The organism is Variovorax sp. P5_A3 (genome assembly GCF_056400665.1).
In genome coordinates this window covers 40,125-55,489 of sequence record NZ_JBFUKW010000031.1, presented here as the reverse complement: position 1 = coordinate 55,489, position 15,365 = coordinate 40,125, and the positions used below count along the sequence as shown (strand labels likewise).

Genomic DNA, 15,365 nt, shown 5'->3' with positions numbered 1-15,365 from the left:
CATGGCAAGACGACGCTGACGGCGGCGATTGCGACGGTGCTGTCGAGCAAGTTCGGTGGCGAAGCCAAGGCCTACGACCAGATCGACGCGGCGCCGGAAGAGAAGGCGCGCGGCATCACGATCAACACCGCGCACGTCGAATACGAGACGGCCAACCGCCACTATGCGCACGTGGACTGCCCGGGCCACGCTGACTACGTGAAGAACATGATCACCGGCGCGGCCCAGATGGACGGCGCGATCCTGGTGTGCTCGGCCGCTGACGGTCCGATGCCCCAGACTCGTGAGCACATCCTGCTGGCGCGCCAAGTGGGTGTGGGCTACATCATCGTGTTCCTGAACAAGTGCGACATGGTCGACGACAAGGAGTTGCTCGAGCTGGTGGAAATGGAAGTGCGCGAGCTGCTCGACAAGTACGAGTTCCCTGGCGACGACACCCCGATCATTCACGGTTCGGCCAAGCTGGCACTCGAAGGCGACAAGGGCGAGCTGGGCGAAGGTGCCATCATGAAGCTGGCTGAGGCGCTGGACACCTACATCCCCACGCCCGAGCGTGCGGTGGACGGTACTTTCCTGATGCCTGTGGAAGACGTGTTCTCCATCTCCGGTCGTGGCACCGTGGTGACTGGCGCCGTCGAGCGCGGTGTCATCAAGGTTGGCGAGGAAATCGAAATTGTGGGTATCCGCCCGACGGTCAAGACCACCTGCACCGGCGTTGAAATGTTCCGCAAGCTGCTGGACCAGGGTCAGGCGGGCGATAACGTGGGCGTGCTGCTGCGCGGTACGAAGCGCGAAGAAGTCGAGCGCGGCCGAAATGGTCATGCCCGGCGACAACGTGTCGATCACCGTGAAGCTGATCAACCCGATCGCTATGGAAGAAGGTCTGCGCTTCGCCATCCGCGAAGGTGGTCGTACCGTGGGCTCGGGCGTCGTGGCCAAGATCCTTGACATCTGATTCGAGTACATAGGGGTATAGCTCAATTGGCAGAGCGTCGGTCTCCAAAACCGAAGGTTGTAGGTTCGATTCCTACTGCCCCTGCCACCCAGGGTGGCCCTAAACAAGGCCCGTCACGCCCCTGACGGGCTTCGGCGTCTCAAGCGACGCATTGAATTGAAGGCTGTGAGGCCTCAGGAACAAAGCCCAAGATGGCCACTTCTCAAGTTGAAACCGTGAGCACGAGTGCGGATAAGGCCAAGTTGGCCGCTGCCGCCGTGTTGGCGGTTGGCGCCATTGTTGCGTTCTATTTGCTCGCTCGCCAAGGGGCAATCTTGCAGTGGGCGGCTTTGCTTGTTGGCCTTGCCGCCGCCGTGGGCTCGTTCGCGAGTTCGGAAAGCGGTCGGCAGTTGTGGGCCTTTGGGCGTGATTCTTGGCGGGAGGTCAAAAAGGTTGTCTGGCCTACCCGCAAGGAAGCGATCCAAATGACAGCTTACGTGTTTGCTTTTGTTGCAATCATGTCGATCTTCCTTTGGCTCACCGACAAGACGCTCGAATGGGTGTTTTTCGACCTCATTCTGGGCTGGAGAAAATAATGACTGATGACGCTGTCGAAGCCACACCGGAAAGCACTTCAGTGCTAGCGGCACCGGCCCATCCAGATCTTCGCTGGTACGTTGTTCACGCGTACTCTGGCATGGAAAAGGCCGTGGAGCGCAATATTACCGAGCGCATCGCCCGAGCCGGCATGCAGGACAAGTTTGGGCGCATCTTGGTGCCGACCGAAGAGGTGGTGGAGATCAAGAATGGGCAGAAGCGAACCACCGAGCGCCGCTTCTTTCCCGGCTACGTTCTGGTCGAGATGATCATGGACGACGAAAGCTGGCACCTGGTGAAGCACACCAACAAGGTGACCGGCTTCGTTGGCGGCGCAAAGAACCGCCCGGCACCGATTTCCCAGAAGGAAGTTGAGGACATCGTCAGCCAGATGCAGCAGGGCACCGAGAAGCCGCGGCACAAGGTGGAGTTTGTCGCCGGCGAATTTGTGCGTGTCAAGGAAGGTCCGTTCACCGACTTCAATGGCACCGTAGAGGAAGTTAATTACGAGAAGAGCAAGGTGCGAGTGTCGGTCATGATTTTTGGTCGCGCTACGCCTGTTGAGCTTGAATTCAGTCAAGTCGAAAAGACTTGAGTCTCGGCGAATCGGAACCAATTCCGCTGCGCGTTGTCCGACTCGGCGCGCGGCCTAGTTTGAAGAGTCGTTTAACCCCGGGGAGCCAAGGCTGAGGCCAAGGCGTCACTACCCGCAAGGAGCAAAGCATGGCGAAAAAAATCGTCGGCTTCATCAAGCTGCAAGTGCCAGCTGGTAAGGCCAACCCGTCACCGCCGATCGGTCCCGCATTGGGCCAGCGCGGTTTGAATATCATGGAATTCTGCAAGGCGTTCAACGCGCAGACCCAAGGTGTCGAGCCCGGTCTGCCATTGCCGGTGGTCATTACCGCGTTCGCCGACAAGAGTTTCACCTTCATCATCAAGACGCCGCCTGCGATCACCTTGATCAAGAAGGCTATCAAGCTCGAGAAGGGTTCGGCCCGTCCGCATACAGACAAGGTCGGCAAGATTACGCGCGCCCAACTCGAAGAGATCGCCAAGACCAAGATGAAGGACCTGACGGCTGCCGATCTGGACGCCGCGGTTCGCACCATTGCCGGTTCTGCTCGCTCGATGGGCGTGAATGTGGAGGGCGTGTAAATGGCCAAGATCACCAAAAAGCAAAAGGCCCTTGCAGGCAAGGTCGACAGCAACAAGCTGTACGCTCTGTCGGACGCCATCGGCATCATCAAGGAAGCCGCGACTGCGAAGTTCGACGAGTCGATTGACGTGGCTGTCCAACTCGGTATTGATGCGAAGAAGTCGGACCAAGTCGTGCGTGGCGCCGTCGTGCTGCCCAACGGAACAGGTAAGACCAAACGCGTTGCAGTGTTTGCTCAAGGCGCCAAGGCTGAAGAAGCCAAGGCAGCCGGTGCCGACATCGTCGGCATGGACGATCTGGCTGCGATGGTGAAGGCTGGCGACATGCCCTTCGATGTCGTGATCGCCGCACCGGATGCAATGCGCGTCGTCGGTACGCTCGGCCAGATCCTTGGCCCTCGCGGATTGATGCCCAATCCGAAGGTCGGCACCGTGACTCCTGATGTCGCTACCGCCGTCAAGAATGCGAAGGCTGGCCAGGTGCAGTTCCGTGTTGACAAGGCGGGCATTGTGCACGGCACGATCGGTCGCCGTTCGTTCGACAACGACAAGTTGCAAGGCAACCTCGCTGCGCTCATCGATGCCCTGGTCAAAGCCAAGCCGGCAACCAGCAAGGGTGTGTATCTGCGCAAGGTTGCCGTGTCGTCGACGATGGGTCTGGGCGTCCGTGTGGACACGCAAACCATCGCTCAGCAGGGCTGAAGTGCATGAAGGGCCTTGCCGCGGCGAAGGCCCAGAGAATTTGCTCCCTTGTCGGTCAAACGGCAGCGGGGCGATGTGGTGGGTCGAGGCCGCGACAAGCGGCCTCGGGCCATCCAAGACCGCTGGTGTGCAGTGAGTGCTGCACTTAATCGCTTCGCATTCCGTGAGGTAGCCAGCGCAGATGGCGATTCCGCTGCAAAGGAAATCCTTTCCGAAACAGTTGGTCGCTGCATGAAGCGCGTTCCGAGGCTCAGGCCAAGGGGCGCATTAAAAGGAGTAGACCTTGAGTCTGAATCGCAGTGAGAAAGAAGCGGTCATCAGTGATGTGACCAGCCTCGCCGCAAAAGCTCAAACGCTCGTGATGGCGGAATACCGTGGCATCACGGTGGCTGATATGACCAAACTGCGCAACGATGCGCGCAGCAAGGGTGTGACACTCAGCGTGTTGAAGAACACGCTGGCACGCCGTGCTGTCGCTGGTAGCGCGTTTGAGATTGTTGGCGACCAGATGACCGGCCCGCTTATCTATGGCTTCTCCGAAGACGCCGTGGCCGCCGCAAAGGTGGTGGCCGATTTCGCGAAGACCAATGACAAGTTGGTGATTCGCGGTGGCGCTTTCGGTGGCAAGGCCCTGGACGTCGACGGCGTGAAGCAATTGGCCAACATCCCTTCGAAGGAAGTGTTGCTGGCGCAACTGCTGGGCTTGATGCAATCCCCGATCTCGCGCACGGCCCGTGTTCTGGCTGCGCTGGCGGAGAAGCGTGGTGGTGGCGATGCACCGGCCGAAGCTCCGGCCGAAGCGCAAGCTGCTTAGGCCTTGCGTTTGAAATATTCAACCCAATTGTTAGGAAATCAAAATGGCATTCGATAAAGACGCATTTCTGACCGCGCTCGACAGCATGACGGTCCTCGAACTCAACGATCTGGTGAAAGCCATCGAAGAGAAGTTCGGCGTAAGCGCCGCGGCAATGGCCGCCCCTGCTGCTGGTGGTGGCGCTGCCGCCCCTGTCGCCGAAGAAAAGACCGAGTTCAACGTTGTTCTGCTTGATGCAGGAGCGAACAAGGTGTCGGCGATCAAGGCAGTGCGCGAAATCACCGGTCTGGGCCTCAAGGAAGCCAAGGACCTAGTGGAAGCCGCTCCCAAGGCAGTCAAGGAAGGCCTGCCGAAGGCAGATGCCGAAGCCGCCAAGAAGAAGCTGGAAGATGCTGGCGCCAAGGTGGAACTGAAGTAATTCGGTCTCCCTGGAGGGCTGGAGCGCGCCGCAAGGCCCTCCAGCCTTTGCCGCTTTCAGAGCGCACCCAAAAGCCGGCTTGGGGCCGGGTTTTCCCGAAGACCTTCGGTCGACGGAAAAGCAAGCCAAGACGGTTTTTGAGTGTCTTCTGACCCCGACTGCAGAAGATCCCTTGGTTCGGGTGATGTGCAACGCATCACTGTCCGCCAACGGCTGGTAGTGGCCAGCCGCCAAGCAGGGGCGCGAAAGCGCCGCTGACAAGTCGCTGAAGATCTCAAGCTCCGGAGCTCTCATGGCCCAAACGTCCACGTACAGTTACACCGAACGCAAGCGCATCCGAAAGAACTTCGGCAATCGCGACAGCGTCGTCGAAATTCCTTACCTGCTGCAGATGCAGAAAGACGCGTACACCGCGTTCCTTCAGGCCGGTATCCCGCCCCAGAAACGGACCGTGGAAGGTCTGCAGGCTGCGTTCGACGCGGCATTCCCCATCGTCTCGCACAACGGTTTCGTCGAGATGAAATTCCTCGAGTACAACCTTGCGAAACCTGCCTTCGATGTCCGCGAATGCCAGACCCGCGGCTTGACGTTCGCCTCGGCAGTTCGCGCCAAGGTTCAGCTGATCATCTATGACCGCGAGTCGTCGACCTCGCAGTCAAAGGTGGTCAAGGAAGTGAAGGAGCAAGAGGTCTACATGGGCGAAGTTCCGCTCATGACCGACAAGGGCTCATTCATCATCAACGGAACCGAGCGCGTCATCGTGTCGCAGCTGCATCGTTCGCCAGGCGTGTTCTTCGAGCACGACAAGGGCAAGACGCACAGCTCGGGCAAGCTTCTGTTCTCGGCGCGCGTGATTCCTTACCGCGGCTCGTGGCTCGACTTCGAGTTCGACCCGAAGGACATGCTGTACTTCCGCGTCGACCGTCGCCGCAAGATGCCGGTCACGATCCTGCTGAAGGCCATCGGCCTGAACCCGGAATCGATCCTCGCGAACTTCTTCGTGAACGACAACTTCCGCCTGATGGACAGCGGCGCACAGATGGAGTTCGTTTCCGAGCGCCTGCGCGGCGAAGTCGCACGCTTCGACATCACCGACAAGTCCGGCAAGGTCGTGGTCGCCAAGGACAAGCGGGTCACCGCACGCCACACGCGCGAACTCGAGCAGTCGGGTACCACGCACATCAGTGTGCCTGAAGACTTCCTGGTCGGGCGCGTCATTGCCCGCAACATTGTCGACCCCGATTCTGGCGAAATCCTGGCCAAGGCCAATGACGAACTGACGGAAGCGCTGCTGAAGAAACTGCGCGCTGCCGGCGTGCAGGACGTCCAGGCGATCTACACCAACGAACTCGACCAAGGCGCCTACATTTCCCAGACGCTGCGCATCGACGAAACGGTGGACGAATTCGCCGCGCGCGTGGCCATCTATCGCATGATGCGCCCCGGCGAACCGCCGACGGAAGACGCGGTGCAGGCCCTGTTCCAGCGCCTGTTCTACAACCCGGACACTTACGACCTGTCGCGCGTCGGCCGAATGAAGTTCAACGCCAAGGTCGGTCGTGACGAATCGACCGGTCCGATGGTGCTCACCAACGAGGACATCCTGGCCGTGGTCAAGATCCTCGTCGACCTGCGCAATGGCCGTGGCGAAGTCGATGACATCGATCACCTGGGCAACCGTCGTGTGCGTTGCGTCGGCGAACTGGCCGAGAACCAGTACCGCACCGGTCTCGCGCGCATCGAAAAGGCCGTGAAAGAACGTCTGGGTCAAGCGGAACAAGAGCCGCTCATGCCCCACGACCTGATCAACAGCAAGCCGATCTCGGCCGCACTGAAGGAGTTCTTCGGTGCCTCGCAGTTGTCGCAGTTCATGGATCAGACCAACCCGCTGTCCGAGATCACGCACAAGCGTCGTGTTTCGGCCCTTGGCCCGGGCGGGCTGACCCGCGAGCGCGCAGGTTTCGAAGTGCGCGACGTGCATGTGACCCACTACGGCCGCGTGTGCCCGATCGAAACGCCTGAAGGCCCGAACATTGGTCTGATCAACTCCTTGGCACTGTACGCCCGGCTGAACGAATACGGCTTCATCGAGACGCCCTACCGTCGCGTGGTGGACGGCAAGGTCACGATGGACATCGACTACCTGTCGGCCATCGAAGAAGGCAAGTACGTCATCGCGCAGGCCAACGCCGCGCTGGACAAGGACGGCAAGTTGACCGGCGATCTGGTCTCGGCCCGCGAAACCGGCGAATCGATCCTGGTGAGCGCCGAGCGCGTGCAGTACATGGACGTGTCGCCAGCGCAGATCGTGTCGGTGGCTGCCTCGCTCGTGCCCTTCCTAGAGCACGACGATGCGAACCGCGCGTTGATGGGCGCCAACATGCAACGCCAGGCCGTCCCTGTGCTGCGCCCGGAGAAGCCGTTCGTTGGTACCGGAATCGAGCGCGTCTCCGCGGTCGACTCGGGCACCGTGGTGACTGCAACCCGCGGCGGTATCGTGGACTACGTCGATGCGACGCGCATCGTGGTTCGCGTGAACGATGCCGAGGCTGCGGCTGGTGAAGTCGGCGTGGACATCTACAACCTGATCAAGTATCAGCGATCGAACCAGAACACGAACATCCATCAGCGTCCGATCGTCAAGCGCGGCGACAAGATCGACAAGGGCGACGTTGTGGCCGATGGCGCGTCGACCGACCTGGGTGAACTCGCGCTCGGCCAGAACATGCTGATCGCGTTCATGCCCTGGAATGGCTACAACTTCGAAGACTCGATCTTGATCAGCGAACGCGTCGTGGCCGAAGACCGCTACACCTCGATCCACATCGAGGAACTGGTGGTGATGGCTCGCGACACCAAGCTGGGTGCCGAGGAAATCACGCGCGACATCCCGAACCTGGCCGAGCAGCAACTGAACCGCTTGGACGAATCGGGGATCATCTATGTCGGCGCCGAAGTGCAGCCGGGCGACACGCTGGTGGGCAAGGTCACGCCGAAGGGCGAGACCACGCTGACGCCTGAAGAGAAGCTGCTGCGCGCGATCTTCGGCGAGAAGGCTTCCGACGTGAAGGACACCTCGCTTCGCGTCGATCAGGGCTCGCAAGGCACTGTGATCGACGTGCAGGTGTTCACCCGCGAAGGCATCACGCGCGACAAGCGCGCCCAGCAGATCATCGACGACGAGCTCAAGCGCTTCCGCCTCGACCTGAACGACCAGCTTCGCATCGTCGAAGCCGACGCGTTCGATCGGATCGAGAAGCTGCTGACCGGCAAGGTGGCCAACGGCGGCCCGAACAAGCTGGCCAAGGGGACCAAGCTCGACAAGGCCTACTTGTCGTCGATCGAGAAGTTCCACTGGTTCGACATCCGCCCGGCGGAGGACGACGTTGCGGCGCAGCTGGAGTCGATCAAGAACTCGCTCGAGCAGACGCGGCACAGCTTCGACCTAGCCTTCGAGGAAAAGCGCAAGAAACTCACGCAGGGCGACGAGTTGCCCGCGGGCGTGCTGAAGATGGTCAAGGTCTACCTGGCCGTCAAGCGCCGCCTGCAGCCTGGCGACAAGATGGCCGGCCGTCACGGTAACAAGGGTGTTGTGTCGAAGATCGTTCCGGTCGAAGACATGCCCCACATGGCCGACGGTACGCCGTGCGACATCTGCCTGAACCCGCTGGGCGTGCCCTCGCGGATGAATGTGGGTCAAGTGCTGGAAGTGCACCTCGGCTGGGCCGGCAAGGGTGTCGGTCAGCGCATCGGTGACATGCTGCAAGCCGAGGCCAAGGTGGTCGAATTGCGCAAGTTCCTGGACGAGCTCTACAACGGTTCGGGCCGCAAGGAAGACTTGAGCAAGCTGAGCGACTCTGACGTCTTCGAGATGGCGGAGAACCTGTCGCAGGGCGTGCCTTTCGCGACGCCGGTGTTCGACGGGGCCTCGGAAGAGGAAATCCGCGGCATGCTGAAGCTCGCCTACCCGGATGAGATCGCCAAGCTCAAGGGCCTGACTGCAACGCGTACGCAGGCTTACCTGTACGACGGCCGCACGGGCGACCAGTTCGAGCGCCCGGTGACCGTCGGCTACATGCACTTCTTGAAGCTGCACCACTTGGTGGACGACAAGATGCACGCACGTTCGACCGGCCCGTACTCGCTCGTCACGCAGCAACCGCTGGGCGGCAAGGCGCAGTTCGGTGGTCAGCGTTTCGGGGAAATGGAAGTGTGGGCGCTTGAAGCCTACGGCGCTGCCTATGTCCTCCAGGAAATGCTCACGGTGAAGTCCGACGACGTGCAAGGCCGTACCAAGGTGTACGAAAGCATCGTCAAGGGCGAACACTCGATCGAAGCCGGCATGCCGGAGTCGTTCAACGTGCTGGTCAAGGAAATTCGTTCGCTGGGTCTCGACATCGAGCTCGAGCGTTCTTAATTTGAAAAGGGAAAGAGTCTTATGAAATCGCTACTCGACCTGTTCAAGCAATTCACACCCGATGAGCATTTCGATGCCATCCGCATCGGCATGGCTTCGCCCGAGAAGATCCGCTCATGGTCTTTCGGCGAAGTGAAGAAGCCCGAGACCATCAACTACCGGACCTTCAAGCCCGAGCGCGATGGCCTGTTCTGCGCCAAGATCTTCGGCCCTATCAAGGACTACGAGTGCCTGTGCGGAAAGTACAAGCGCCTCAAGCATCGCGGCGTGATCTGCGAGAAGTGCGGCGTTGAAGTCACGCAGACCAAGGTGCGTCGCGAGCGCATGGGTCACATCGACCTGGCCGCGCCCTGCGCCCACATCTGGTTCCTGAAGTCGCTGCCGTCGCGCCTGGGCCTCGTGCTCGACATGACGCTGCGCGACATCGAACGCGTGCTGTACTTCGAAGCCTACGTGATCACCGACCCCGGCATGACCCCGCTGAAGAAGTTCGGCATCATGTCCGAGGACGACTATGACGCGAAGCGCAAGGAATACGGCGACGAGTTCATCGCCAAGATGGGCGCCGAGGGCATCAAGGACCTGCTGGAAGGCATCGAACTCGACAGCGAGATCGAGAAACTGCGCGGCGACCTGACCGGCTCCGAAGTGAAGGTCAAGAAGAACTCCAAGCGCCTCAAGGTGCTGGAAGCCTTCCGCAAGTCGGGCATCAAGCCCAACTGGATGGTGCTCGAAGTGCTGCCCGTGCTGCCGCCGGACCTGCGTCCGCTGGTGCCGCTGGACGGCGGCCGTTTCGCGACCTCCGACCTGAACGACCTCTACCGTCGCGTCATCAACCGCAACAGCCGTCTGCGCCGCCTGCTCGAGCTGAAGGCGCCGGAAATCATCGCGCGCAACGAAAAGCGGATGCTCCAGGAAGCGGTCGACTCGCTGCTGGACAACGGCCGTCGCGGCAAGGCCATGACGGGCGCCAACAAGCGTGCGCTCAAGTCGCTGGCCGACATGATCAAGGGCAAGAGCGGTCGTTTCCGCCAGAACTTGCTGGGCAAGCGCGTCGACTACTCGGGCCGTTCGGTCATCGTGGTCGGCCCGACGCTCAAGCTGCACCAGTGCGGCCTGCCGAAGCTGATGGCGCTCGAGCTGTTCAAGCCCTTCATCTTCTCGCGCCTCGAAGCCATGGGCATCGCAACCACCATCAAGGCGGCAAAGAAGGAAGTCGAATCCGGCACGCCGGTCGTGTGGGACATCCTTGAGGAAGTGATCAAGGAACACCCGGTGATGCTGAACCGCGCACCGACGCTGCACCGACTGGGCATCCAGGCCTTCGAACCCATCCTGATCGAAGGCAAGGCGATCCAGCTGCATCCGCTGGTTTGCGCGGCTTTCAACGCCGACTTCGACGGCGACCAGATGGCCGTCCACGTCCCGCTGTCGGTGGAAGCGCAGATGGAAGCCCGCACGCTGATGCTGGCCTCCAACAACGTGCTGTTCCCCGCCAACGGCGAACCGTCGATCGTGCCGTCGCAAGACGTGGTGCTGGGTCTGTACTACACGACCCGCGACCGGATCAATGGCAAGGGCGAGGGCCTGGTCTTCTCCGACATCGGTGAAGTGCAGCGCGCGCTCGACGCCAACGTGGTCGAACTCACCGCCAAGGTGGCGGTCCGCATCACCGAGTACACCAAGGACAAGGAAACGGGCGAGTTCACGCCGTCGACCTCGCTGGTGGACACGACCGTGGGCCGTGCATTGCTGTCCGAGATCCTGCCGAAGGGCCTGCCGTTCTCGAACATCAACAAGGCGTTGAAGAAGAAGGAAATCTCCAAGCTCATCAACGTCTCGTTCCGCAAGTGCGGCCTGAAAGAGACCGTCGTGTTCGCCGACAAGCTGCTGCAAAACGGCTTCCGGCTGGCGACGAAGGCCGGTATCTCGATCGCGATCGACGACATGCTGGTGCCCGCCGAGAAGCACGGCATCATCGAGCGTTCCGCCAAGGAAGTGAAAGAGATCGAGCAGCAGTACGTCTCCGGTCTGGTCACGTCCGGCGAGCGCTACAACAAGGTGGTCGACATCTGGGGCAAGGCCGGCGACGAAGTGTCGAAGGTCATGATGGCCAAGCTCTCCAAGGAGAAGGCCACCGATCGACATGGCAAGGAAGTCGAGCAGGAATCCTTCAACTCCATCTACATGATGGCCGACTCCGGTGCTCGCGGTTCCGCCGCGCAGATTCGCCAGGTCGCCGGCATGCGGGGTCTGATGGCCAAGCCTGACGGCTCGATCATCGAGACGCCGATCACCGCGAATTTCCGCGAAGGCCTGAACGTGCTGGAGTACTTCATCTCCACCCACGGTGCCCGAAAGGGTCTGGCCGACACGGCACTGAAGACCGCCAACTCCGGTTACCTGACGCGTCGCCTGGTTGACGTGACGCAGGATCTGGTCGTGATCGAACAGGACTGCGGCACGCAGGACGGCGCAGTGATGCGCGCGATCGTCGAAGGCGGTGAAGTGATCGAATCGCTGCGCGAGCGCATCCTGGGCCGTACCGCGGCCGAGGACATCCTGCATCCGGAAACGCGTGCAGTGCTGGCGAAGGCCGGCGACATGCTCGACGAAGACGTGATCGAAGCGCTCGAAGCCGAAGGCGTCGACGAAGTGAAGGTTCGCACGGCACTGACCTGCGCGACCCGCTTCGGCCTCTGCGCCAAGTGCTATGGCCGCGACCTCGGCCGCGGCGGACTCGTCAACAACGGCGAAGCGGTCGGCGTGATCGCAGCGCAGTCGATCGGCGAACCCGGCACGCAGCTCACGATGCGTACCTTCCACATCGGGGGTGCAGCATCGCGCGCGGCAGTCGCCTCCAGCGTCGAAGCCAAGTCCAACGGCGTGATCGGCTTCAACGCCACGATGCGCTACGTGACCAACAGCAAGAACGAGCTGGTCGTGATCGCACGTTCGGGCGAGATCGTCATTCATGACGAGCATGGCCGCGAGCGCGAGCGCCACAAGGTGCCGTACGGCGCCATCCTGGCGGTCAAGGCCGACCAGCAGATCAAGGCCGGCCACGTACTGGCCAACTGGGATCCGCTGACGCGCCCGATCATCACGGAATTCGCCGGTCTGACGAAGTTCGAGAACGTCGAGGAAGGCCTCACGGTCGCCAAGCAGGTCGACGAAGTCACCGGCCTGTCGACCTTGGTCGTGATCGATCCGAAGCGCCGAGGCGCCGCGAAGGTCGTGCGTCCGCAAGTGAAGCTGATCGACGCCTCCGGCGCCGAGGTCAAGATCCCCGGTACCGACCACTCGGTGACGATCGGTTTCCCGATCGGCGCGTTGGTCCAGGTGCGTGACGGTCAAGACGTGGGCCCCGGCGAAGTGCTGGCGCGTATTCCGGTCGAAGGCCAGAAGACCCGCGACATCACCGGTGGTCTGCCGCGCGTGGCCGAACTGTTCGAGGCGCGCTCGCCGAAGGACAAGGGCATGCTGGCCGAAATGACCGGTACCGTGTCGTTCGGCAAGGAGACCAAGGGCAAGATCCGCCTGCAGATCACCGATCCGGAAGGCAAGGTCTGGGAAGACCTCGTGCCGAAGGAAAAGAACATCCTGGTGCACGAAGGCCAGGTGGTGAACAAGGGCGAAAGCGTGGTCGACGGTCCGGCGGATCCGCAGGACATCCTGCGCCTGCTGGGTTCGGAAGAACTCGCGCGCTACATCGTGGACGAAGTGCAGGACGTGTACCGCTTGCAGGGCGTGAAGATCAACGACAAGCACATCGAGGTGATCGTTCGCCAGATGCTGCGCCGCGTCGTGGTCGAGAACCCGGGCGACACCAACTACATCGCCGGTGAACAGGTCGAACGCAGCGAGATGCTCAACACCAACGACGCTTTGCGCGCCGATGGCAAGCTTCCCGCGACGTTCACCAACCTGCTGCTGGGTATCACGAAGGCATCGCTCTCGACCGACAGCTTCATCAGCGCCGCATCGTTCCAGGAAACGACGCGCGTGCTGACCGAAGCCGCGATCATGGGCAAGCGCGACGAACTGCGCGGCCTGAAGGAAAACGTCATCGTCGGCCGCTTGATCCCCGCGGGCACCGGCATGGCGTATCACCAGGCCCGCAAGGTCAAGGACGCCATGGACGAAGCCGAGCGGCGCGCGATCGCCGAAGCGGAAGCGGCCGAGTTGTCCGGATCCTCGGCCGCAGCCGACGATGTGACCACGGTCGACGCCAGCGAAGGCGCTGCCACCGAATAACTGGTTAGCATCACCGGCCATGACCGGTCTCCAACGCCCCCCTTCCGCCCGCGGATCGGGGGCTTTTTTCTGCCCGACGCAGGCATGAGCCAAATGCCCGATTCGTTGCCGTACTGGATCGCCGGGGCCCTTGCGCTTTTCTGGTTTGTCGGCGCCTACAACCGTCTGGTTCGGCTGCGCTCGGCGGCCTTGCATGCGTACGCAGCCCTTGATGCCGCGTTGGTGCGGCAACTCGATTTCGTGCAGGCGCGCCTGGGCCAGACCGAGGAGGCCGCCGCGCCAGCGGCTCAATCTGGGGCATCAATCAACGCTGCGGCAGCCCAATTGGCGACGCTGCTTGCGGCGACGCGTCTGCGCCCTCTCGATCCGGCCGGCATCGCCGCGCTCGGTACGGCGACGCATGTTCTGGTCGCCGCCTGGCAGCACATGCATCCCGATGCCGTGATCAGCTTCGAGGCGGACGGGACGCTGTCCAGGCCAGCACCGCTGAATGGCCATGATGAGCCGATCGAGGGAGTTGCTCCCATTGCCTGGCCCGAGCCTTCAGCAGCAGCGGAAATAGCCCGCGGCCAGTTCAATCTTGCGGTCGCGCACTACAACGCCGCCATTGCACAGTTCCCCGCCTTGCTGGTGGCCTGGATCATGCAGCTTCGACCCGCAGCCCCGTTGCGCTGACCCCGCGGGGCGGGCCCACGTCCTGCCATTACCATCGACTCAAGTTGCCAGATCCTTCAGATTCCCTCCCCGGTTCGCCACCCCTTTGGCGCCAATTGCAGCTCACCGCTTCGGCACTCGCCTCGATACGCAGCGGCGTGTCGGGTTCGGTCGCCTTCGAGGCGGTCGATCCTGCCTTGCGCCCGGGCGTGCAGGCACTGGGCTTCCAGGTGCTGCGCTGGCTTGGCCGGGCCGAAGCGTTGCGCCGGCAACTGGCCAAGCGCACGCCGCCGCCCGCCGCCGACGCGCTGCTCTGCACCGCGCTCGCCCTCGCCTGGGACGCCGGGCGTTCCCCCTATGAGCCCTTCACGCTGGTCGACCAGGCCGTGGAGGCTGCCAAGCGCAATCCGGGTACCCGCGCGCAGGCGAGCTTCGTCAACGCCTGCCTGCGGCGTTTCTTGAGGGAGCGCGACGAACTCGTCGCGGCAACCGAGCGCGAGCCGGTCGCGCAATGGAACCACCCGCGCTGGTGGATCGAACGGCTCAAGCGCAATCATCCGCGCGAGTGGCAGCGCGTCCTGGCCGTCGATAACCAGCAGGCGCCGATGACGCTCAGGGTCAATGTGCAGAAGACCGACGTCGCATCCTTTCAGCGTGCCCTGGGCGCGGCGGGCCTGGATGCCGTTCCGGTGGGCGCCAGCGGGTTGCAACTGACGCGTGCCCGACCGGTCCAGCAGCTTCCAGGTTTCCTCGGCGGCGAATTCTCGGTGCAGGATGCTGCGGCGCAGCTCGCCGCGCCGTTGCTCCTTGACGGCCTTCGCCCGCAAGGAACATCACCGATGCGGGTGCTCGATGCCTGTGCGGCACCGGGCGGCAAGACGGCGCACCTCCTGGAATTTGCCGCTCCCGGGGCCATCGAAGTCACGGCGCTGGAAGTCGATGCCGCGCGAAGCCGGCGCATCGACGAGACACTCTCAAGGCTCGGGATGAGTGCCAAGGTGGTCATCGCCGACGCCTCGCGTCCGGCCGCTTGGTGGGATGGCGTGCTGTTCGACGGCATCCTGCTCGACGCGCCGTGCACCGCTTCGGGGATTGTGCGCCGGCATCCGGACGTCCGGTGGCTCCGCCGGGAAAGCGACATCGAACAGCTCGCGCTCCAGCAGGCAATGCTGCTGGCGTCGTTGTGGCCCTTGGTTCGCCGGAGCGGCCGGCTGCTGTATTGCACCTGTTCGGTGTTTCGGGAGGAAGGCTCGCACCAGATCGAGGCGTTCCTTGCACACAACACCGATGCCCGTTTGCTGCCCTCGCCGGGCCATTTGCTCCCCCAAAGCGGGGTGAATGCCCGTGGCGTCCCGGACAATCCGTTGGGTGATCACGACGGTTTCTTCTACGCTCTGCTCGAGAAGCACTAAGACCG

General features: G+C 62.2%; 10 protein-coding genes, 1 tRNA gene and 1 pseudogene. All 12 read left to right on the top strand.

What is annotated here, in order from left to right; translation table 11 throughout:
• Positions 1-955, top strand: a pseudogene (locus AC1D3B_RS31470) (elongation factor Tu); the annotation flags it as partial.
• An 11-nt stretch (positions 956-966) separates the two neighbouring features.
• A tRNA-Trp gene (locus tag AC1D3B_RS31465) sits at positions 967-1,042 on the top strand.
• Positions 1,043-1,146: 104 nt separating this feature from the next.
• Positions 1,147-1,530 (top strand): preprotein translocase subunit SecE, encoded by a 384-nt coding sequence (gene secE / locus AC1D3B_RS31460; protein WP_478194597.1) that lies wholly within the window; start codon positions 1,147-1,149, stop codon positions 1,528-1,530.
• Complete coding sequence (gene nusG, locus AC1D3B_RS31455; RefSeq protein WP_478194596.1) at positions 1,530-2,126, top strand: transcription termination/antitermination protein NusG; 597 nt, start codon at positions 1,530-1,532, stop codon at positions 2,124-2,126. The genes secE and nusG overlap by 1 nt, the downstream gene beginning before the upstream one ends.
• Positions 2,127-2,254: 128 nt before the next feature.
• Positions 2,255-2,686 carry a 50S ribosomal protein L11 gene (rplK, locus tag AC1D3B_RS31450; protein WP_028252759.1) on the top strand — a complete coding sequence of 144 codons (432 nt, stop codon included), beginning with the start codon at positions 2,255-2,257 and terminating at the stop codon, positions 2,684-2,686.
• Complete coding sequence (gene rplA / locus AC1D3B_RS31445; protein WP_478194595.1) at positions 2,687-3,388, top strand: 50S ribosomal protein L1; 702 nt, start codon at positions 2,687-2,689, stop codon at positions 3,386-3,388.
• Between the two features lie 283 nt (positions 3,389-3,671).
• Complete coding sequence (gene rplJ, locus AC1D3B_RS31440; RefSeq protein ID WP_478194594.1) at positions 3,672-4,202, top strand: 50S ribosomal protein L10; 531 nt, start codon at positions 3,672-3,674, stop codon at positions 4,200-4,202.
• A 43-nt stretch (positions 4,203-4,245) separates the two neighbouring features.
• A complete protein-coding gene (rplL, locus tag AC1D3B_RS31435; RefSeq protein ID WP_028252756.1) occupies positions 4,246-4,620 on the top strand; it encodes a 50S ribosomal protein L7/L12 in 375 nt (124 codons plus the stop codon).
• A gap of 292 nt (positions 4,621-4,912) precedes the next feature.
• Entirely contained in the window at positions 4,913-9,037 is a 4,125-nt protein-coding gene (gene rpoB, locus AC1D3B_RS31430; RefSeq protein WP_478194593.1) for a DNA-directed RNA polymerase subunit beta, read from the top strand.
• 21 nt (positions 9,038-9,058) lie between these two features.
• Complete coding sequence (rpoC, locus tag AC1D3B_RS31425) at positions 9,059-13,294, top strand: DNA-directed RNA polymerase subunit beta' (RefSeq protein ID WP_478194592.1); 4,236 nt, start codon at positions 9,059-9,061, stop codon at positions 13,292-13,294.
• A gap of 105 nt (positions 13,295-13,399) precedes the next feature.
• On the top strand, positions 13,400-13,969 hold the full coding sequence (locus AC1D3B_RS31420) for a LemA family protein (protein ID WP_478194591.1): 570 nt from the start codon (positions 13,400-13,402) through the stop codon (positions 13,967-13,969).
• A 44-nt stretch (positions 13,970-14,013) separates the two neighbouring features.
• Entirely contained in the window at positions 14,014-15,360 is a 1,347-nt protein-coding gene (rsmB, locus tag AC1D3B_RS31415) for a 16S rRNA (cytosine(967)-C(5))-methyltransferase RsmB (protein WP_478194590.1), read from the top strand.
• The last annotated feature ends 5 nt before the right edge of the window (positions 15,361-15,365 follow it).

What these genes read in the sequence shown, in the direction of transcription:
- secE (WP_478194597.1), top strand. Translation starts at nt 1,147, where the DNA reads ATGGCCACTTCTCAAGTTGAAACCGTGAGCACGAGTGCGGATAAGGCC.
- nusG (WP_478194596.1), top strand. Translation starts at nt 1,530, where the DNA reads ATGACTGATGACGCTGTCGAAGCCACACCGGAAAGCACTTCAGTGCTA.
- rplK (WP_028252759.1), top strand. Translation starts at nt 2,255, where the DNA reads ATGGCGAAAAAAATCGTCGGCTTCATCAAGCTGCAAGTGCCAGCTGGT.
- rplA (WP_478194595.1), top strand. Translation starts at nt 2,687, where the DNA reads ATGGCCAAGATCACCAAAAAGCAAAAGGCCCTTGCAGGCAAGGTCGAC.
- rplL (WP_028252756.1), top strand. Translation starts at nt 4,246, where the DNA reads ATGGCATTCGATAAAGACGCATTTCTGACCGCGCTCGACAGCATGACG.
- rpoB (WP_478194593.1), top strand. Translation starts at nt 4,913, where the DNA reads ATGGCCCAAACGTCCACGTACAGTTACACCGAACGCAAGCGCATCCGA.
- rpoC (WP_478194592.1), top strand. Translation starts at nt 9,059, where the DNA reads ATGAAATCGCTACTCGACCTGTTCAAGCAATTCACACCCGATGAGCAT.